At 37.7% G+C, this 18,860-nt stretch carries 21 protein-coding genes; 7 read left to right on the forward strand and 14 right to left on the reverse strand.

What is annotated here, in order from left to right:
* Nucleotides 1-12 precede the first annotated feature (12 nt).
* From AC3EMB_RS25465 to clpP, 7 genes are all read left to right on the forward strand, one after another.
* Complete coding sequence (locus AC3EMB_RS25465; RefSeq protein ID WP_001228545.1) at nucleotides 13-498, forward strand: YhcN/YlaJ family sporulation lipoprotein; 486 nt, start codon at nucleotides 13-15, stop codon at nucleotides 496-498.
* Between the two features lie 29 nt (nucleotides 499-527).
* Nucleotides 528-1,004, forward strand: coding sequence for a stage V sporulation protein AC (gene spoVAC, locus AC3EMB_RS25470; RefSeq protein WP_000095399.1), 477 nt, complete (start codon nucleotides 528-530; stop codon nucleotides 1,002-1,004).
* Nucleotides 1,005-2,021, forward strand: coding sequence for a stage V sporulation protein AD (gene spoVAD / locus AC3EMB_RS25475; RefSeq protein ID WP_000938972.1), 1,017 nt, complete (start codon nucleotides 1,005-1,007; stop codon nucleotides 2,019-2,021). It begins immediately after the preceding gene.
* Nucleotides 2,018-2,368, forward strand: a complete 351-nt coding sequence (gene spoVAE, locus AC3EMB_RS25480) for a stage V sporulation protein AE (protein ID WP_000575919.1) — start codon at nucleotides 2,018-2,020, stop codon at nucleotides 2,366-2,368. The genes spoVAD and spoVAE overlap by 4 nt, the downstream gene beginning before the upstream one ends.
* An 11-nt stretch (nucleotides 2,369-2,379) precedes the next feature.
* Nucleotides 2,380-2,586, forward strand: a complete 207-nt coding sequence (locus AC3EMB_RS25485) for a DUF1657 domain-containing protein (protein WP_000215909.1) — start codon at nucleotides 2,380-2,382, stop codon at nucleotides 2,584-2,586.
* Between the two features lie 20 nt (nucleotides 2,587-2,606).
* Nucleotides 2,607-3,476, forward strand: a complete 870-nt coding sequence (locus tag AC3EMB_RS25490) for a DUF421 domain-containing protein (RefSeq protein WP_000018924.1) — start codon at nucleotides 2,607-2,609, stop codon at nucleotides 3,474-3,476.
* Between the two features lie 240 nt (nucleotides 3,477-3,716).
* Nucleotides 3,717-4,298: an ATP-dependent Clp endopeptidase proteolytic subunit ClpP gene (gene clpP, locus AC3EMB_RS25495; RefSeq protein ID WP_001049162.1), complete on the forward strand. Its 582-nt coding sequence runs from the start codon at nucleotides 3,717-3,719 to the stop codon at nucleotides 4,296-4,298.
* 401 nt (nucleotides 4,299-4,699) lie between these two features.
* On the opposite strand, the gene AC3EMB_RS25500 is transcribed toward clpP, so the two are convergent.
* The 14 genes from AC3EMB_RS25500 to uvrA form a co-directional block, all read right to left on the reverse strand.
* Nucleotides 4,700-4,948 carry an HPr family phosphocarrier protein gene (locus AC3EMB_RS25500; RefSeq protein WP_000250307.1) on the reverse strand — a complete coding sequence of 83 codons (249 nt, stop codon included), beginning with the start codon at nucleotides 4,946-4,948 and terminating at the stop codon, nucleotides 4,700-4,702.
* A 23-nt stretch (nucleotides 4,949-4,971) separates the two neighbouring features.
* Nucleotides 4,972-5,922 carry a DNA-binding protein WhiA gene (gene whiA / locus AC3EMB_RS25505; RefSeq protein ID WP_000006566.1) on the reverse strand — a complete coding sequence of 317 codons (951 nt, stop codon included), beginning with the start codon at nucleotides 5,920-5,922 and terminating at the stop codon, nucleotides 4,972-4,974.
* An 88-nt stretch (nucleotides 5,923-6,010) separates the two neighbouring features.
* Nucleotides 6,011-6,964 (reverse strand): gluconeogenesis factor YvcK family protein, encoded by a 954-nt coding sequence (locus AC3EMB_RS25510; protein WP_000712187.1) that lies wholly within the window; start codon nucleotides 6,962-6,964, stop codon nucleotides 6,011-6,013.
* A gap of 3 nt (nucleotides 6,965-6,967) precedes the next feature.
* Nucleotides 6,968-7,849 carry an RNase adapter RapZ gene (gene rapZ, locus AC3EMB_RS25515; RefSeq protein WP_000138459.1) on the reverse strand — a complete coding sequence of 294 codons (882 nt, stop codon included), beginning with the start codon at nucleotides 7,847-7,849 and terminating at the stop codon, nucleotides 6,968-6,970.
* A gap of 20 nt (nucleotides 7,850-7,869) precedes the next feature.
* Nucleotides 7,870-8,328 carry an NUDIX hydrolase gene (locus AC3EMB_RS25520; protein WP_001190080.1) on the reverse strand — a complete coding sequence of 153 codons (459 nt, stop codon included), beginning with the start codon at nucleotides 8,326-8,328 and terminating at the stop codon, nucleotides 7,870-7,872.
* A gap of 229 nt (nucleotides 8,329-8,557) precedes the next feature.
* Nucleotides 8,558-9,364, reverse strand: coding sequence for a DUF368 domain-containing protein (locus AC3EMB_RS25525; protein ID WP_000455196.1), 807 nt, complete (start codon nucleotides 9,362-9,364; stop codon nucleotides 8,558-8,560).
* 165 nt (nucleotides 9,365-9,529) lie between these two features.
* Complete coding sequence (gene trxB, locus AC3EMB_RS25530) at nucleotides 9,530-10,486, reverse strand: thioredoxin-disulfide reductase (protein WP_001288078.1); 957 nt, start codon at nucleotides 10,484-10,486, stop codon at nucleotides 9,530-9,532.
* 85 nt (nucleotides 10,487-10,571) lie between these two features.
* On the reverse strand, nucleotides 10,572-12,083 hold the full coding sequence (locus AC3EMB_RS25535) for a tetratricopeptide repeat protein (RefSeq protein WP_000517723.1): 1,512 nt from the start codon (nucleotides 12,081-12,083) through the stop codon (nucleotides 10,572-10,574).
* 139 nt (nucleotides 12,084-12,222) lie between these two features.
* Nucleotides 12,223-12,735, reverse strand: coding sequence for an acyltransferase (locus AC3EMB_RS25540; protein ID WP_001255070.1), 513 nt, complete (start codon nucleotides 12,733-12,735; stop codon nucleotides 12,223-12,225).
* A gap of 33 nt (nucleotides 12,736-12,768) precedes the next feature.
* Nucleotides 12,769-13,419, reverse strand: coding sequence for a pyrophosphatase PpaX (ppaX, locus tag AC3EMB_RS25545; protein WP_001222403.1), 651 nt, complete (start codon nucleotides 13,417-13,419; stop codon nucleotides 12,769-12,771).
* A gap of 67 nt (nucleotides 13,420-13,486) precedes the next feature.
* Entirely contained in the window at nucleotides 13,487-14,299 is an 813-nt protein-coding gene (gene lgt, locus AC3EMB_RS25550; protein ID WP_000924240.1) for a prolipoprotein diacylglyceryl transferase, read from the reverse strand.
* A gap of 24 nt (nucleotides 14,300-14,323) precedes the next feature.
* Nucleotides 14,324-15,253: an HPr(Ser) kinase/phosphatase gene (hprK, locus tag AC3EMB_RS25555; RefSeq protein ID WP_001127251.1), complete on the reverse strand. Its 930-nt coding sequence runs from the start codon at nucleotides 15,251-15,253 to the stop codon at nucleotides 14,324-14,326.
* 156 nt (nucleotides 15,254-15,409) lie between these two features.
* The gene (locus AC3EMB_RS25560) at nucleotides 15,410-15,790 is read right to left on the reverse strand and encodes a phage holin family protein (RefSeq protein WP_001267308.1); all 381 of its coding nucleotides are present in this window, start codon (nucleotides 15,788-15,790) and stop codon (nucleotides 15,410-15,412) included.
* 188 nt (nucleotides 15,791-15,978) lie between these two features.
* Nucleotides 15,979-18,855 carry an excinuclease ABC subunit UvrA gene (gene uvrA, locus AC3EMB_RS25565; protein WP_000045587.1) on the reverse strand — a complete coding sequence of 959 codons (2,877 nt, stop codon included), beginning with the start codon at nucleotides 18,853-18,855 and terminating at the stop codon, nucleotides 15,979-15,981.
* Between the last annotated feature and the right edge of the window lie 5 nt (nucleotides 18,856-18,860).

Genomic DNA, 18,860 nt, shown 5'->3' on the forward strand with positions numbered 1-18,860 from the left:
GGAATGATAATTATGCGAAAACTCGGCCTCATAACCGCATTATTTGCACTTCTATTTAGCTCTTTTACCGGATGTGATAATAGTCCTTTAGATAAAAAAGTGAAAGAAGAAGCAAAACGAACGGAGAAAGAAAAAGGTCCAAAGTTAACAAAGACGAGTACGGAATCCTTTAATCAATCTATATCACAAGGAGCGAAGAAAAGAGCTCTCGCTATGGATGAAATTATAAAAAGCACAGCAGTGAATTCAAATTTAGATCTCTACATAGCAGTTACACCTGAGCATCACGAAAGGTTTGGATTAAAACCTCTTCGTAAAAAGCTTCAAAAGCAGCTAAGTGATGAGCATCCTACTTTCGATGTTCGTGTCAGTACAGATAAAAAAATCTTTATGTTACTCGAAAAACTCGAAAGAAAAATTAAGGAAAAAGAAGTATCTAAAGATGAAATTAATAAACAATTAAAATTCATTGGTAAAAAAATGGAGTCTAACACTTAACGCTTTTTAAAAGAAAAGGAAGGATTGCAATGTCTAGTAAAGATAAAAACTTAACCCCTGTACAACAGGAGTATAAAAAATTCGAACAAGAACGCGAACCGAAACGACCTGTCTTAAAAAATTGTATAAAAGCCTTTTTCGTCGGTGGTTTTATTTGCTTCATCGGACAACTTATTTCTACTTTTTACATCACATATTTTGATTTCACTGAACGCTCAGCAGGAAATCCAACAGTCGCAACTCTTATTTTCATTTCTATGTTACTAACTGGATTTGGTATATACGATCGTTTTGGACAGTTTGCTGGTGCTGGTACAGCTGTACCTGTTACTGGATTTGGTAACTCTGTTATTGCAGCATGCATCGAACACCGAACGGAAGGATTCGTCCTTGGTGTTGGCGGCAATATGTTTAAACTAGCGGGTTCTGTTATTTTATTTGGTGTATTTTCAGCTTTCGTCATCGCACTTATTAAAACGATTCTCGTTCAATGGGGAGGTCTATAAATGTTACAAGGACACCGAACGTGGGTATTTGAAAATAAACCCGTTATTATTTCGACAGGAGTCGTTGGTGGACCGTTTGAAGCAAAGGGGAACATCCCAGAAGACTTCGATATCCTTCATGAAGATTTATGGCTCGGACAAGATTCCTATGAAAAAGCACATAAAATTTTATTCGAAGAAGCTTGTAGTCGCGCTACTGAAAAAGCAGAGCTTCGTAAAGATGATATTCAATTTGTACTTGCAGGAGATTTAATCAATCAAATTACTCCAACAAGCTTTGCTTGCCGGACACTTGGCACTCCTTATCTCGGATTATTCGGGGCTTGTTCTACTTCTATGGAAGGTTTAGCACTTGGGGCAAGTATCGTAAATGCAAAAGGCGCAAAATATTTATTAACTGGTGCATCCAGTCATAATACAGCTGTAGAAAAACAATTCCGCTATCCTACCGAATACGGCGGACAAAAGCCACCTACTGCACAGTGGACAGTAACCGGAGCAGGAGCCGCCATTTTAAGCGATACTGGACATGGTCCAAGAGTAACCTCTGCAACGATTGGGCGAGTGGTTGATATGGGATTAACGGATCCGTTTAATATGGGAGGCGCAATGGCTCCAGCTGCAGTTGATACAATTGAAGCCCATTTACGTGAACGCCAAATTGATGCCTCTTACTACGATTTAATCGTAACAGGCGATCTCGGACATGTAGGACGCGAAATTGCTTATGACTTACTACATAAACACGGAACGAAAGTAACGAGCGAACAATTTCAAGATTGCGGAATTATCATTTATAGAGAAGGACAACCTGTCATAGCTGGTGCTAGCGGGCCTGGATGTTCCGCAACAGTCGTGTACGGTCATTTATTAAACCGAATGAAAAGAGGAGAGTTCAAAAAAATACTTGTCGTTGCGACAGGCGCTTTACTATCTCCACTTACATTCCAACAAGAAGAAACGATTCCGTGTATCGCTCACGCCGTTTCGATTGAATTTGGAGGTGCAACGCAATGATTTTTTTCTGGGCTTTCGTCATCGGCGGACTCATATGCGTAATCGGACAACTTATGTTTGATGTCGGCAAGTTAACACCAGCTCATACAATGGCAACACTCGTTGTTGCCGGAGCTATATTAGATGGATTTAATTTGTATGAGCCATTAATTGATTTCGCTGGAGCCGGGGCAACTGTACCTATTACAAGCTTTGGTAATGCCCTCGTTCATGGCGCAATGGAAGAAGCTGCAAAACATGGCATCGTTGGCGTTATTACTGGCATGTTTAAAGTAACGAGCGCCGGTGTATCAGCAGCTATTATTTTCGGCTTCATAGGTGCATTGTTATTTAAACCGAAAGGATAAGGAGTGTTTGTATGACTGTTATCGCTAGCGTAAAAACTTGCCTTGCTAGTGTAAGGGGAGCTCAAGCAAGCTTAAGCTCTCTTTCATTAAATTCACAAGACGAAGAATCAAAACGCGTATTTCATGAATGTATGTTAGAAATGGACAGCGTCATCGCTGATTTAAAGGATAGAATTTCAGTATTAGAACGTGAAGAACCTCAATATAAAGGGTTTTAAGTAGACTGGAGGAAACGACTATGTCTCACCTGCCGGAATGGACACTTGTCATTCTTCGCTCTGTATTCATATTAATTATTTTATTCGCTATTACGAAATGGTTAGGGAAAAGACAAATCTCTCAGCTTTCTTTTTTTGAATACATAGCCGGAATGACGATTGGTGACATCGCTGCCCAAGTATCTACAGGGCTCGATTCAAAATTTTTTCACGGCGTCTTTGCGATACTCATTTTCGCTGTGGTACCTTTTTTAACAGGAATCCTCTCTTTAAAGAACAAAACAGCTCGGGACTTCTTTGAAGGAAAATCTACCGTATTAATAAAAGACGGAAAGATACTCGAAGATAATTTAAAGAAAGAAAAATATACGAGTGACGAATTACTGGAACTTCTCCGTGGAAAAAGTGCGTTCAGCGTAGCTGAAGTCGAATTTGCTGTCTTAGAACCGAGCGGAGAATTAAATGTATTATTAAAGAAAGATTCTCAGCCACTTACAGCAAAAGACATCGGTTTAAAAGTACCAAACGAGAAAGAACCACAAACTGTTATTATGGATGGAAATGTACTAGATGAACCTCTTTCAGCAAGCGGACATAACCGCGCTTGGCTACATTCAGAATTAGAAAAACTCGGTGTTGTTATTGAAAATGTCTTCCTCGGTCAAGTGGATTCATACGGACAACTTACTATCGACATTTACAATGACAAACTCCAAATGCCTTCTCCTCAAAATAAACCTTTATTATTAGCATCTTTAAAAAAATGTCATGCTGATCTTGAACTATTTTCCCTAGAAACAAAGTCGAAATCAGCAAGCGAAATGTATAGTAAAAACGCCAAACAAATCGAAAAGATTTTAAATAAAGTAACCTATCTTTTAAAAGACTAATTATCGAAAGAACGCTTCAGTTAAAAGGCGTTCTTTTCTTTTTTCTCCAGTTTTCATAACGTTTAAATTTATATAATTCGGTTATGATGTTGAAGATACATAAGCAGGGAATTTCGAAAACATAGCGAATATTTCATGGTACAACTACATATTTTTTTGATTTAAAGTGGTTTCGTTTGACCTTTATTGACCATAATTGTATTATAAGACTAAGAAAGCTTTATAAGGAGGAAATAACAGATGAATTTAATTCCTACAGTAATTGAACAAACAAATCGTGGAGAACGCGCTTACGATATTTACTCTCGACTATTAAAAGACCGCATCATTATGCTTGGTAGTGCAATTGATGACAACGTAGCTAACTCAATCGTTTCCCAGCTTTTATTCTTGGAATCTCAAGATCCAGAAAAAGATATTCACATCTACATCAACAGCCCTGGTGGTTCTATCACAGCGGGTATGGCAATCTATGATACAATGCAGTTTATTAAACCACAAGTATCAACAATCTGTATCGGTATGGCTGCATCTATGGGTGCATTCTTACTTGCAGCCGGTGAAAAAGGAAAACGTTATGCACTTCCAAACAGTGAAGTAATGATTCACCAACCACTTGGTGGAGCACAAGGTCAAGCGACTGAAATCGAAATCGCTGCAAAACGTATCCTATTCTTACGTGAAAAACTAAACCAAATTCTTGCTGACCGCACTGGTCAACCACTTGAAGTACTACAACGCGACACAGACCGCGACAACTTCATGACAGCGGAAAAAGCTTTAGAATACGGTTTAATCGATAAGATCTTTACAAATCGTTAATACTTAAAAGCGAAAGCGGCTCGTTTAGAATCGCAGGGCGATGGAGCCCCTGATTCCGAGGCGCTTTTTGCCTCGAATGAAGGGGCGAAACAACCGGAGATTCTAAACGCTAGAGCTAGATATAACTAAAAGTGGAAGCGCCCTATAATTGGGCGCTTCTTTTATATATTGTTCCCCGCTCACATACCCCATCCAGTATCCCTCTAAATATATCAACGATTTTGCAATTATATCGAACAAAACTCAAATTATATCAACGATTTTTTTAATATATCAACGGTTCGACACAACATATCGATTTACCGACAATCTCCGACAAGGACAAACCAGCTAAATACCCCTATCCGCTAATCCGCACAAACAACAAAACAAAAAAACTATCGCATATACGCGATAGCTCTTTATTGTACATATGCAGCTAATGCTTCTAAAGCCTCTTCTGCATCTGAACCTTCTGTTGTAATTGTTATCATGCTTCCAGTTCCAATTGCTAAGCTCATAATCCCCATTATGCTCTTTGCATTTACTGTCTTTCCATCTTTCTCAATAAAGATATCTGCATGAAAGCGATTTGCCTCTTGTACAAACAACGCAGCCGGACGTGCTTGTAAACCGTTTTTTAATGAAACCTGAACTCGTTTTTGAACCACAGCTCCATTTCCCCTTTAACCTCTTATTTTTTTGCTACCGTTTCCCCCGCGCGTAATTTCTCTGCAATTTCATCGATTTTACGCAAACGATGATTAATACCCGATTTACTAATTTTCCCCCCGGATACCATCTCACCTAACTCTTTCAATGTTACATCTTGATAATCTCTTCGTAGTTGCGCAATCTCTTGTAGTTTATCTGGCAATATATCAAGACCAACCGTCTCATCAATATAGCGGATATTTTCAATCTGCCTTAGCGCTGCACCAATTGTTTTATTTAAATTAGCTGTTTCGCAGTTCACTAAACGATTTACGGAATTACGCATATCACGTACGATTCGAATATCTTCAAACCTTAAAAGTGCATTATGAGCACCAATAATATTTAAAAATTCCGTAATTTTCTCCGCTTCTTTCAAATACGTAATGTACCCTTTTCTTCTTTCCAACGTCTTACTATTTAAATCAAATCCGTTCATCAGTTCACATATAGCATCATTATGTTCCTTATATAACGAAAAGATCTCTAAATGATAAGATGATGTTTCTGGGTTATTTACTGAACCACCTGCTAAAAATGCACCGCGTAAATACGATCGTTTACAACACTTCTTCTCAATCAATTCTTGTGATATATTTCGAATAAATGAAAAGTCATCTCGAACGATATGAAGATCGGCTAATATTTCGCGAGACTTTTCAACAAGCCTTACGATATATACATTATTTTTCTTCAATCGCATTTTTTTACGAACAAGTAATTCTACCGTCACATCATATCCTTTTTTCAAAAGCGTATAAATCCTTCTTGCAATTGCCGCATTTTCTGTTTGAATATCGATAGATAGACGACGGTTTGAAAAAGAAAGCGATCCGTTCATTCGAAGTAACGCCGATAATTCTGCTTTCTCACAGCATTCTTTCACTTCAAGATTCGTCAACTCTTTCTTTGTTTCTGATGCAAATGACACAGTCAACACCTCCTTATACGATTATTATGGAACAAAATTCTTGTCCTATATGAATGAGGAGCGCCACCTCAAACGAGGCAACGCACATTTATAACAATGAATATAAAATCGAAGCTAACTTTAACGTATCATGCCTTACAACACGATCATCATACTTCGCTAATCCCTCTTGAATAACATCAATATTATTTTCAGCAAAACGTTCTTCATCCACTACAACTGGTGTAGACATTTCTTCCTCATATAACTTACGTAATTCACAAGGAATCTCACGGTTATTTACAATTGCAGTATTAATAAATGGTTGCCCTAAATGATCGTGTAACGCCTGCACATGATCAAAAGCAGTATATCCCATCGTTTCACCCGCTTGTGTCATAACGTTACATACATATACCTTCTTCGCCTTTGCAGCAAGAACAGCGTCCCCAATTTTGTTAACAACTAAGTTGGGTAATATACTCGTATACAAACTTCCTGGCCCGAAAACAAGTAAATCAGCTCGTTTAATCTCAGCCAACGTTTCATGCAATGGCTCTACATCTTCTGGAGTTAAAAAGACACGATTAATCTTCTTTCCGTAATAGGGAATCTTTGATTCACCTGTGACAATTTCCCCATCTTCAAGTTCCGCATGAAGTACCGCACTTTGATTCGCTGCTGGTAATACACGTCCTCTGACATTTAATACTTTACTTGTTTCCGTAATTGCATGGAAAAAGTCTCCTGTAATCGAGGTCATACCTGCCAACAATAGATTTCCTAACGCATGACCTTTCAGTCCGTCTCCTGTTGTGAAACGGTGCTGAAATAAAGCTTCCACCAGTGGCTCTACATCCGATAACGCAACCAGTACGTTACGGATGTCACCTGGAGGTGGAATTTCTAGCTCATCACGTAATCGACCCGAACTGCCACCATCATCAGCGATTGTAACAACTGCTGTAATATCAACAGGATATTGCTTTAATCCTCTTAATAAAACAGAAAGTCCAGTCCCGCCTCCCATAATGACAATTTTAGGCTTTCTCTCTTTTTTCATCCCTTAATGGCCCTTTCTCTTCTCCACATCACGATGAGATACATGAACACTATACTCTGGTTTCAAATGTTTCCCAAGGTATTCTGTAAGCGTAACAGAACGATGCTGTCCACCTGTACATCCAATTGCAATTACAAGTTGACTTTTGCCTTCTCTTTTATAATGAGGCAGCATGAAAGTAATCAGATCCGTCAACTTCTCTAAAAACTTATGTGTCTCATTAAATTTCAGTACATAGGAAGAAACTTCTTCATCTAGTCCTGTTAATGGCTTCATATGTGGAATGTAATATGGATTTGGTAAAAAACGAACATCAAATACTAAATCTGCATCAATTGGAATACCGTACTTAAATCCAAATGACATAACATTTACACGAAATGCTTGCTCAGTTTCTGTTGAGAACAAGTGAACAATTTTTTCACGTAATTCTTTCGGTTTTAAATCCGATGTATCAAGCACAATATTTGCTCGTGCCTTCATATCTGTTAATAAATTGCGCTCTGCTTCGATTCCCTTTAACGGCAAACCAGTTGGTGCAAGTGGATGCGAACGTCTCGTTTCTTTATAACGAGTTACAAGCGTACTATCTTTCGCATCTAAAAATAAAATATGAGGAATAATCCATGTACGTTCTGATAAATCATCAAGTGCTCCCCATAAATGCTCGAAAAACTCGCGGCCACGTAAATCAATACCAAGTGCCACTTTATTCATTTTCCCTTTTGAATCCGCCATAAGCTCAATAAACTTTGGCAATAACATCGGTGGTAAATTATCTACACAAAAATATCCTAAATCTTCAAAACTTTGTAAAGCTACTGTTTTTCCAGCTCCAGACATCCCTGTAATAATTACCATTTTTATATCATTATTCTCTGTCATCGTATCCTCTCCTTGACGGTTTAACTCGGATCTAATCGATATGAAAGCAACTCAAAATCTGGGGTATATACAAATGTACCGTAGATTATGCCATTTCCTTTAATTAAATAATCAATAATGTGATAATCTCCTGGCGCCATTGCTAAATCATCAATTTTATCAAATGTATGCCAACCAATGATGCCTTCTTCGCTCTCTAGTTTGTTTTCTCCTGCAAAATCTGTCGCTAAAAAGGAGAACATCATCCATTCAGAAACAACTTTATCACCTTCTTGGATGACAAAGGTGAAGACCCCCTTTAACGCTGGGTTTTTCAAATAAATACCTGTTTCTTCGCGATATTCGCGAACAACGGAATCTCTTACAGTCTCACCACGCTCCATTTTCCCGCCTGGTGCAACCCACCAATTTCGGCGAGGTTTTTGGAGTAAGAGTACTTCATTATCTCTAATTAACACACAGTTTGTCACTCTTTGCATGTTTCTTCACCTCAGCTACTTGCAGTAAAATTTCTCACTGCATACTTCTTTCATTATACTATCAAAAACAGTTTGCTACAACGAAGGAGCCAGTCCTCTTTCGCTAAGCATATGCTACTCAACAATTTTAAAAAAGCTTTCCATAACAAGCAATGTAAATGCTTAGACTTTTAATGAATAGCATGAAAAATCCCCTTAACGATTTTTATCGCCAAGGGGATTAAAGCCCTTATTTCTTACCGAAATAAGTAACAATCGCAAATCCTAAAATAAAGGTAATAATTGAACTTATAATTGAAAATCCGCCGGTTGGAATACCAGGGAACACAATTACAATCGAACCGATAACTAGTCCAATAATTGCCGCAAATGTCATACTTTTATAACGATCTAATAAAAAACTAATGCCTTTACTACTTACAACAAATCCAACCATAACACCAGCACCGATAACCACGATTAAAGGTAAGTTAAGTGTAGTTAAAGCGTTAATTGCTGTTGGATACACACCAATAATTAATAAAATAAACGATCCACTAATCCCAGGAAGTAGCATAGCCATACTAGCCATCCATCCTGCGAAAAATAAACCAATTGCATTTAAAATTGTTAACGTCGTAATTGGATCTGCTGCCTTATCTGGTTTAAAGAAAGCTGTGATCGCAACAAGAATTGCTGCAACTATTAATAAAACAATGTGCTTACCTTTAAACGACGACTTTGCATCAGCTTCTCTCATTAACATCGGTAATATACTAATAATTAAACCGAGGAAGAAAAATTGAGTCGGTTCATAATGATTTGCAAGTAAATATTTAATAACATGACTTAACGTTAAAAACGCTGCTGCCACACCAGCTGCAAGTGGAATTAAAAACCCTAAATGTTTTTTCCATTCACGACTAAAGAATCCACTAATTGCCGCAAGCAATTGTTCATAAATCCCTAACACAACAGCGATTGTACCGCCGCTCACACCAGGAATTAAATCACTAACGCCCATACAAAATCCACGATATATATTACGCCATTCCATACTGAATAAATTCCTCATTTCTTATAGTGATTTTTTCCGTAAAGTCCAGTATATCAATAAGAAAGCTTATAATCCTTATATTTTTTGACAATACTTTGACATTTTCACACAAAAAAAGAAGAAAGCTCCTGTCGGTAGCTTTCTTCTCACAAGGTATATTATCCCTTATTTTTCTGATACAGTTTTTAATTCCTCTAATAATTCTTCTACGTAATGTTGTGCACTTTGTGCTGCAATACTACCGTCACCTGTTGCAGTTACAATTTGACGAAGCATTTTTTCACGAACATCACCAGCTGCGAAAATACCAGGGATTTTAGTTTCCATACGTTCGTTCGTTTCAAGGTAACCATTTTCATTTGTAATACCTAGTTCAACAAATGGTTTTGATAATGGTAACATACCGATGTATACGAATACGCCGTCAGTTTTGACTTCTTTCTCTTCTCCACTGTTTACGTCTACAAGTGTTACACTTCCTACTTTACCGCTTGCTTCGTTAATTTCTTTTATAGTGTGGTTCCAAATGAAATCTACTTTTTCGTTTTGGAAAGCACGGTCTTGTAAAATTTTCTGTGCACGAAGCGTGTCACGACGGTGAACGATCGTTACTTTTGATGCGAAGCGTGTTAAGAACACACCCTCTTCAACAGCAGAATCTCCACCGCCAATTACGATAAGTTCTTTTCCTTTAAAGAATGCCCCATCACATACTGCACAATATGATACACCACGGCCGCCAAGTTCTGTTTCACCCGGTACACCAATTTTTTTATACTCTGCACCGCTTGCAACGATAATTGCACGTGCTTTATATTCTTTTTTACCAGCAATAATTGTTTTGTATTCTTTACCATCGATGACTTCTTTCACATCACCGTATGCATATTCAGCACCAAATTTCTTCGCATGCTCGAACATTTTATTTGATAAGTCTGGTCCTAAAATAGACTCATAACCTGGGTAGTTTTCTACATCTTCCGTGTTTGCCATTTGGCCACCTGGAATACCACGCTCAAGCATTAATGTGCTTAAATTTGCACGAGATGTATATACTGCAGCTGTCATACCAGCTGGTCCTGCACCAATAATAACGACATCATAAATTTTTTCTTCTGACACACTATTCACTCCTATCCATTCCTACACAATTAAGTTACCCTCATTATACTGTTAGCATCATTTTTTTCCCAATGATTTGCTTATCTTATGTGTGCGTACGCTTAACAGCTTGCACATACTTTCGGACAGTCGCTACAGATACATTATATACATCCCCAAGCTCCGACTGTGTCATTTTATTTCCTTGTTCGCCGCGTACAATGTATTCAATCGCAGCTGACCAGCCGTACACATTTGTAAATATGTCTCCAGATGTATATAAACGTATGAACGTACAAAACCAAAAGTGTAAACACTCTTCAATTAATTCATCATCTTTTTTCGTATAATTGTATAAGGCATCCGCGATTCTCGCGCACTGCTCAAATTGTTGTAAATCAGCTGGAATACTCTTATGACTATTAAGTAAAAAGAAGTACTTTGCAAGTTGCGATACGATGGGAACACCGTTCTTCGCTTGCGTTATATCAAAGAAGAATCCAACCTTCTCCGGCGTTGACAATTCATTCATTAAATATAAAGCTAGCATTTGTTCTTCTAGCGTCGCACTTTGCTGAAATGATTTTCGTAATTCTTCAAATAACACGTTTTGTCCTTCATCTGCTAAATTCAGCGCATTCCACGGTTCTTTTCCCTTTTTATCAGGATGCAATTCCACGACATGTTGCCACATTTTTTCAGCTAGTTGCTGATCTTTCACCATATACGCAGAATATGCAAACCAATAATAAAAACTAACGTCTCCTTCGTACCCTTGACGCTTTAATAGTTTGAACCATTTATATGCATGCTCGAAATAACCAATTGTTGCAAGTGTAGTTCCCAGTTTCAAACGATGTTCAAATGAAATCGGATATACCGAAACTAGCTGTCCCGCTAACGCTTCTACTTGTTTATGCTCTCCAATTGAATATAGAAAAATAAGCGTATTACAAAGCGCATGTATATTACCAGGATTTTTCTCTAAAATCATTTCTGTTAACTTCAGTGCTTTGTCTACATTACCCGATTGAAAATGTGCAATGGCTAAATTATTATGACCTGACCAAAATTCCGGATAATCTTTCGTAACAATTTCTAATGTAGCAATTGCTTCTTCCAATTGTCCATTACGAATATAACGATTCGCTTCTTCCTGCATAACAATTAAATCATCTTCATCTTCAATCTCTTCCGCACCCATTGCTTCTTCTTCCATAATCTCAAGAAGTTCTAATGTATCTTCTACGAATTCCTTCTCTTTTGCAACTTCTAAATAACGATCCGCATATTTCTTCGCCTGTTGAAATAACCCCATATATGCATAATTATTTGCAATAAAATAATAGCACTGTTCAAGTTCTGGATTAGATCTAACTAACTTTAAGAATATTTGGTTCGACTCTTGATATTCACCAGCCTCAGATAATACTGTTGCTAATTGACATAAAATAAACGGCTCCTTCTCACTTTGTGCCGCTCTTCGAAAATATTTAATTGCATCTTGCAATTTTTGCCCTTTGTAAGCTCTCATCCCTTTTTTATAAAAGAAGTCCGCTAATTGATTAAAAGAGATAACTTGTCCGTTCTCCTTATATATCCTTTGATTTTTCCCCATATATCCTCCAGTTTTTTGTTTTCTTCGCTCACACATTCTTCTATCTATAAGTATAAACGATTCCGTAAAAAACAAAACAGTATATTATACTCAATTATTTCCTTTTTATTCATAAAAAAAGAGGAGAAATGTTACATTTTCACCATGAACCTTCTCTTGCGGTCATTTGCTCTTTCGTATAAATAATACGCATTGGATTTCCACCTACGAAAGCACCGCTCGGTACATCTCTATGAACAAGTGTGCCAGCTGAGACAGTCGCACCGTCTCCAATTTTCACACCTGGTAATATTGTTACATTCGCTCCAATCATCACTTCATTTCCAATGACGATTTCCCCAAGTCGATATTCACGAATTAAATATTCATGCGCTAAAAGCGTTGTATTATAGCCAATAATCGAATTCTCTCCCACAGTTATCTTTTCCGGGAACATAATATCCGGCATTACCATAAGCGCAAATGATGTTTTCTTTCCTACTTTCATCCGTAAAAAAGTACGGTACAACCAATTCTTCACAGATAAAAATGGCGTGTAACGCGCAATTTGGATAATAATAAAGTTTTTCATTACCTTCCAAAAAGACACTGTTTTATACACATTCCATAATGAATTTTCTCCTGAAACAGGATAGCGCGTTGTCCGTCGCACTTAGCTCGCTCCTCTACTAACTTACTTGGACCTTTATGAACGGTTCATATTAGACAAAATTGGTAGCAAATCACTCATTTTATCTAGCATAAAGTCCGGCTTGTAAGCCTCTAAATACGCTCTACCTTTCAGCGTCCATGAAACCGCAGCTGTTTTCGTCCCCGCATTTTGACCACCGACAATATCATGATGATTATCTCCAACCATCAATGCCTCTTCTGGTTTTGCATCTAATAATTCAAGCGCTTTTTGAAGTGGCTCTGGATGTGGTTTCACATGCTCTACATCATCAATTGTCACGACAACATCAAAAAATTCATCAAGCTTTGACAACTGTAATCCCATCTCAACGGTTTGTCTCGCTTTCGTTGTAACAATACCAACTTTATAACCTTGCTTCTTCAACTCTCGAACTGTTTCATATACAGTTTCATATTCTTCTACTAATTCATCATGATGATCATGGTTAAATTCGCGATAACTTGTAATCATCTCTTCAACCTTACTTTCATCAATCTTACTGAAAGTATCATGCAAAGATGGACCGATAAATGGCAACACATCTTCACGCTTATATTGATTTGGATAATACGTATTTAAAGTATGTAAAAAAGAAGAAATAATAAGTTCGTTTGTATTAATTAAAGTTCCATCTAAATCAAATAACACTGTATTTATTCTCATTGCCTTAGTCCTTTCGCCTTCCTGAATATGAAAGAAGCAGCATCTTATAATAAGATGCTACTTTTCTCTAATTTTCCGAATATCTTTTATCAGCTTGCCCCATTTTTCGTCTCACAATAATGAAAATAATAGAAATAACAACAAGTCCAATTGACATTACTTGTGCAATACGAAGTGGTCCTAGCATTAAACTATCAGTACGTAAGCCTTCTACGAAGAAGCGTCCTACTGAATACCAAATTAAATATGTGAAGAATAATTCCCCGCGGCGTAAATTCACTTTTCTTAATGCAAGTAGTAAAATTACACCTGCAAAATTCCATAATGATTCATATAAAAACGTCGGATGATAGTACACACCCTCAATATACATTTGATTAATAATGAAATCTGGTAAATGAAGACCTTCTAAAAACTGTCTCGTTACTTCATCACCATGCGCCTCTTGGTTCATAAAGTTTCCCCATCGGCCAATTGCTTGTCCTAATAAAATACTTGGTGCAGCAATATCCGCCAACTTCCAGAATGAAACCCCGCGTCGCTTTGCAAAAAGAATCCCTGTAATAACCGCTCCGATTAAACCACCATGGATCGCCAAGCCACCTTGACGAATATTAATAATTTGACTCGGGTTTTGCGCGTAATATTCCCATTCAAAAATAACATAGTACATTCTCGCAAATAGAATAGCGATCGGTACTGCAATTAATACAAGGTCAACAAATGTATCTTTTGGAATACCTAGCCTTTCTCCCTCGCGAGTTGCTAGCCAAAGACCTAATAGCACACCTGTACCGATAATAATCCCGTACCAATAAACAGGAAACGGCCCAAGTTGGACAGCTACGCGGTCAAGCTGCGGTACAGAACCTAACAGCATATGTATGACCTCCCTCTCCAATGTTTACTCCTGATTCCCTAACTCAATCGCACTCATTAATCGTTCTGAGAACTGCTGTGCTGCATTGACTCCCATACGCTTTAAACGGAAGTTCATCGCTGCTACTTCAATAATAACAGCCAAGTTTCGACCAGGACGAACTGGAAGTGTAATCTTCGTAAGTTCTGTATCAATAATTTTCATCTTCTCTTCATCAAGACCTAAGCGATCATAGTTTTTCTTTTGATCCCAAATTTCAAGATTAATAACAAGTGTAATACGCTTATAATTTCGCACTGCCCCTGCACCGAATAACGTCATAACGTTAATGATACCTAGACCACGAATTTCTAATAAATGCTCAATTAAATCTGGTGAGCTTCCTACTAATGTGTCTTCATCTTCTTGGCGAATTTCTACACTATCATCCGCAACAAGGCGGTGACCACGCTTCACAAGTTCAAGAGCTGTCTCACTTTTACCAACACCACTTTGACCTGTAATTAAAACACCAACACCGTAAATATCTACTAATACACCATGAACAGCAGTTGTTGGTGCTAGCTTACCTTCTAAATAATTAGTTAAACGACTTGATAATCTCGTTGTCGTTTGAGAAGAACGTAATAAAGGCATGCCTGATTCACGTGATGCTTGTAATAACTCATCTGGTACATCTTGATTACGAGTTATAATAATACATGGCGTCTCCTCGGTACAAAGCGCTTTCATTCTCTCTTGTTTTTGCTCTGTTGTTAACGTATCAAAGAACGTAAGCTCCGTTTTTCCAAGAAGCTGCACGCGATCAGCTGGATAATATGTAAAGAATCCTGCCATTTCAATTCCAGGTCGTGATAAATCACTTGTATCAATCGGACGATGAATTCCTTCCTCACCACTTATTAACTCCAATTGAAATTGTTCAATTAAATCTTTTGTCCTTACTTTTGGCATATGTATAAACCTCCACTCCGCTGCGGGTTCAGTCTCGTTTGATGTAAAATTCCATTCTACCGGATATTGTACCATTTTTTTCTGGAAACAAGAAATACGGTTTCTAATAAATAGAAAAAAACATTTCATACGAATAATGAAATGTTTTTCTTTTTGTCATTTTCTCTTTTTTTCATATAGAGGTTCCACAATTGCCTTCTCAATAATCATATTAAAAATTGAAATACAAATTGCCGCAACAATCGCTACACCAAATCCTGATATATTAAAAGCATCTCCTAATAATGAATCTGCTATTTTTAACGTAATCGCATTAATAACAATTAAGAAGAAGCCGAAAGTTACAACAGTAATTGGTAGCGTAATTAAAATTAAAAACGGCTTTACGAACACATTTAAAACCGCCAATATAATACTCGCAATAATTGCAGTTTGTATATTTGCTACGTAAAATGCATCTGGTGCAATCCCTTTTAAAAGCCCCGATACAGCGATTAACACAACGCTATTTACAAGAAGTGATACAATCCATCTCATTTCGTTACACATCCTTTTAAACATATATATTTCATCATACGCTAATAGATAATAAACGCAAGTATGATACAAACACTTATATCAACTTATTCTATCTTTCATGCTTGTATACCTACTAACATACTTACTAGTTTTTCCTCGTAAAATAAAAACCGAGCGTCATTTCCACTCGGTTTTCATCAATAAACTTATTGCGATAACTCTACTTCTTTTATTTTCTCTTTCATTCTTGCTTTATCACGATTTAAAATCTCTTTTAAATACTTACCAGTGTACGAGCGCTCTTCTTTTACTACTTGCTCTGGCGTTCCCGAAGCGACGATTTGTCCACCTTTGTCCCCGCCTTCTGGTCCAAGATCAACAATATAATCAGCTGTTTTAATCACATCTAAATTATGTTCAATTACAAGTACCGTCTCACCACTCTCAACAAGACGTTGCAGCACTTCTAGAAGACGTGCAATATCATGCGCATGCAACCCAGTCGTTGGCTCATCTAAAATATATAACGTACGACCTGTAGAACGACGGTGTAATTCAGAAGCTAATTTCACACGCTGTGCTTCCCCACCAGATAATGTTGTTGCTGGTTGACCTAATTTCATATAACCAAGCCCAACATCTACAAGCGTTTGAAGTTTACGCTTAATTTTAGGAATATTGGCGAAGAATTCTACTCCATCTTCAATTGTCATCCCTAACACTTCAGAAATATTCTTATCTTTATATTTCACTTCTAACGTTTCACGATTATATCGTTTACCGTGACAAACTTCACACGGAACATACACATCTGGTAGGAAATGCATTTCAATTTTAATAATTCCATCACCACGGCACGCTTCACAACGGCCACCTTTTACGTTAAAGCTGAAACGTCCTTTTTGATATCCGCGCACTTTCGCTTCATTCGTTTGTGCAAACACATCACGAATATCATCGAATACACCTGTGTACGTCGCTGGATTAGAACGTGGTGTACGCCCAATTGGTGATTGATCAATATCAATTACTTTATCTAAATGTTCAAGACCTTTAATCTCTTTATGAGTACCTGGCTTCGCTTTCGCTTTATATAACTTTTGAGCTAACGATTTATATAGTACTTCATTAATCATCGTACTTTTACCTGATCCAGATACACCTGTTACCGCTACAAACGTACCGAGTGGGAATGACATTTTTGCATTCTTTAAGTTATTCTCTTTTGCGCCGACAATCTCCACTTTACGTCCGTCACCTTTACGTCTTTCAAGTGGAACTGGAATAAACTCTTTACCGCTTAAATATTTTCCTGTTAACGAATTATCATCTTGCATCACTTCAGCTGGTGTCCCTGCCGATACAACTTGCCCACCGTGAATACCTGCACCTGGTCCGATATCAAGTAAATAATCAGCAGCCATCATCGTATCTTCATCATGCTCAACAACGATTAAGGTATTACCTAAATCGCGCATTTCTTGCAATGTACGAATAAGACGATCGTTATCGCGCTGGTGTAAACCAATTGAAGGCTCATCAAGAATATAAAGTACGCCAGTTAGACGAGAACCAATTTGCGTTGCTAAGCGAATACGCTGCGCCTCACCACCTGATAACGTACCAGCCGCACGACTTAGCGTTAAATAATCTAAACCAACGTTCACTAAGAATCCAACGCGCTCCTGAATTTCTCTTAAAATTAAATGAGCTATTTTTTGTTGCTTCTCCGTTAGCTCTACATTCGAGAAAAATTCTTGTACTTCTTGAACTGAATACTTCGTTACGTCAGCAATCGTTTTATCACCAACAAAAACAGCTAAGCTTTCAGGTTTTAAGCGGCCGCCTTTACACTTCGGACACGCTTGTTCTGCCATATACTTTTCCATTTGCTCACGAATGTAATCAGAACTCGTTTCACGATAACGACGTTCAATGTTTGGAATAACACCTTCAAATAAAATCTCATTTTCCTTTACTTGACCGAATTCATTTACATAGCGGAAATAAACCTTCTCTTCCCCGCTTCCGTACAACACTTTATCAAATAAATCTTTCGGTATATCTTTCACAGGCATATCCATATCAACGCCGTAGTGATTACATACAGATTGTAAAAGTTGTGGATAGTATTGTGAACTTGTCGGTTCCCAAGGTGCAATCGCATGTTCATTTAATGATAAATCCCAGTTCGGGATAACAAGCTCTAAATCTACCTCTAGCTTTGAACCAAGTCCATCACAAGAAGGACACGCTCCAAACGGACTGTTGAATGAGAACATACGCGGCTCTAATTCTCCGATTGAAAAACCACAATGTGGACAAGCATGATGTTCACTAAATAGAAGTTCCTCTTCTCCCATTACATCGATTAACACTCGGCCTCCGCCAAGCTTTAATGCACTTTCAAGTGAATCAGCAAGACGGCTTGCGATTCCTTCTTTTACAACAATACGGTCAATTACAACTTCAATAGAATGCTTCTTATTTTTATCTAACGTAATCTCTTCAGACACATCAAGCATTTCACCATCAACACGTACACGAACATATCCTTGCTTCTTAATATCTTCAAGTACTTTCACATGTGCACCTTTACGCCCAGAAACGATAGGAGCTAACACTTGTAATTTCGTACGTTCAGGATATTCAAGAACACGGTCTACCATCTGCTCTACTGTTTGTGATGTAATTTCAATCCCATGATTTGGACAAATTGGCGTACCAATTCGCGCAAATAATAAACGTAAATAATCATAAATCTCCGTTACCGTTCCGACAGTTGAACGTGGATTACGACTCGTCGTTTTTTGATCAATTGAAATCGCTGGTGACAATCCTTCAATCGTATCTACATCCGGCTTATCCATTTGTCCTAAAAACTGGCGCGCATACGCAGATAACGATTCTACGTATCTGCGCTGCCCTTCTGCATAAATCGTATCAAATGCTAATGATGATTTCCCCGAACCAGACAATCCCGTTACAACGACAAGCTGATTTCTCGGAATGGTTACATCAATATTTTTTAAGTTATGTGCTCTAGCACCTTTTACAACGATAAAATCCTTGCTCTTACTCACTCTTT

This window comes from Bacillus sp. LQ16 (assembly GCF_057784645.1).

Excerpts from the sequence above, each read along its gene's own strand:
- AC3EMB_RS25465 (WP_001228545.1), top strand. The coding sequence starts at position 13 with ATGCGAAAACTCGGCCTCATAACCGCATTATTTGCACTTCTATTTAGC.
- spoVAC (WP_000095399.1), top strand. The coding sequence starts at position 528 with ATGTCTAGTAAAGATAAAAACTTAACCCCTGTACAACAGGAGTATAAA.
- spoVAD (WP_000938972.1), top strand. The coding sequence starts at position 1,005 with ATGTTACAAGGACACCGAACGTGGGTATTTGAAAATAAACCCGTTATT.
- spoVAE (WP_000575919.1), top strand. The coding sequence starts at position 2,018 with ATGATTTTTTTCTGGGCTTTCGTCATCGGCGGACTCATATGCGTAATC.
- AC3EMB_RS25485 (WP_000215909.1), top strand. The coding sequence starts at position 2,380 with ATGACTGTTATCGCTAGCGTAAAAACTTGCCTTGCTAGTGTAAGGGGA.
- AC3EMB_RS25490 (WP_000018924.1), top strand. The coding sequence starts at position 2,607 with ATGTCTCACCTGCCGGAATGGACACTTGTCATTCTTCGCTCTGTATTC.
- clpP (WP_001049162.1), top strand. The coding sequence starts at position 3,717 with ATGAATTTAATTCCTACAGTAATTGAACAAACAAATCGTGGAGAACGC.
- AC3EMB_RS25510 (WP_000712187.1), bottom strand. The coding sequence starts at position 6,964 with ATGAAAAAAGAGAGAAAGCCTAAAATTGTCATTATGGGAGGCGGGACT.
- rapZ (WP_000138459.1), bottom strand. The coding sequence starts at position 7,849 with ATGACAGAGAATAATGATATAAAAATGGTAATTATTACAGGGATGTCT.
- AC3EMB_RS25520 (WP_001190080.1), bottom strand. The coding sequence starts at position 8,328 with ATGCAAAGAGTGACAAACTGTGTGTTAATTAGAGATAATGAAGTACTC.
- AC3EMB_RS25525 (WP_000455196.1), bottom strand. The coding sequence starts at position 9,364 with ATGGAATGGCGTAATATATATCGTGGATTTTGTATGGGCGTTAGTGAT.
- AC3EMB_RS25535 (WP_000517723.1), bottom strand. The coding sequence starts at position 12,083 with ATGGGGAAAAATCAAAGGATATATAAGGAGAACGGACAAGTTATCTCT.
- ppaX (WP_001222403.1), bottom strand. The coding sequence starts at position 13,419 with ATGAGAATAAATACAGTGTTATTTGATTTAGATGGAACTTTAATTAAT.
- lgt (WP_000924240.1), bottom strand. The coding sequence starts at position 14,299 with ATGCTGTTAGGTTCTGTACCGCAGCTTGACCGCGTAGCTGTCCAACTT.
- hprK (WP_001127251.1), bottom strand. The coding sequence starts at position 15,253 with ATGCCAAAAGTAAGGACAAAAGATTTAATTGAACAATTTCAATTGGAG.
- AC3EMB_RS25560 (WP_001267308.1), bottom strand. The coding sequence starts at position 15,790 with ATGAGATGGATTGTATCACTTCTTGTAAATAGCGTTGTGTTAATCGCT.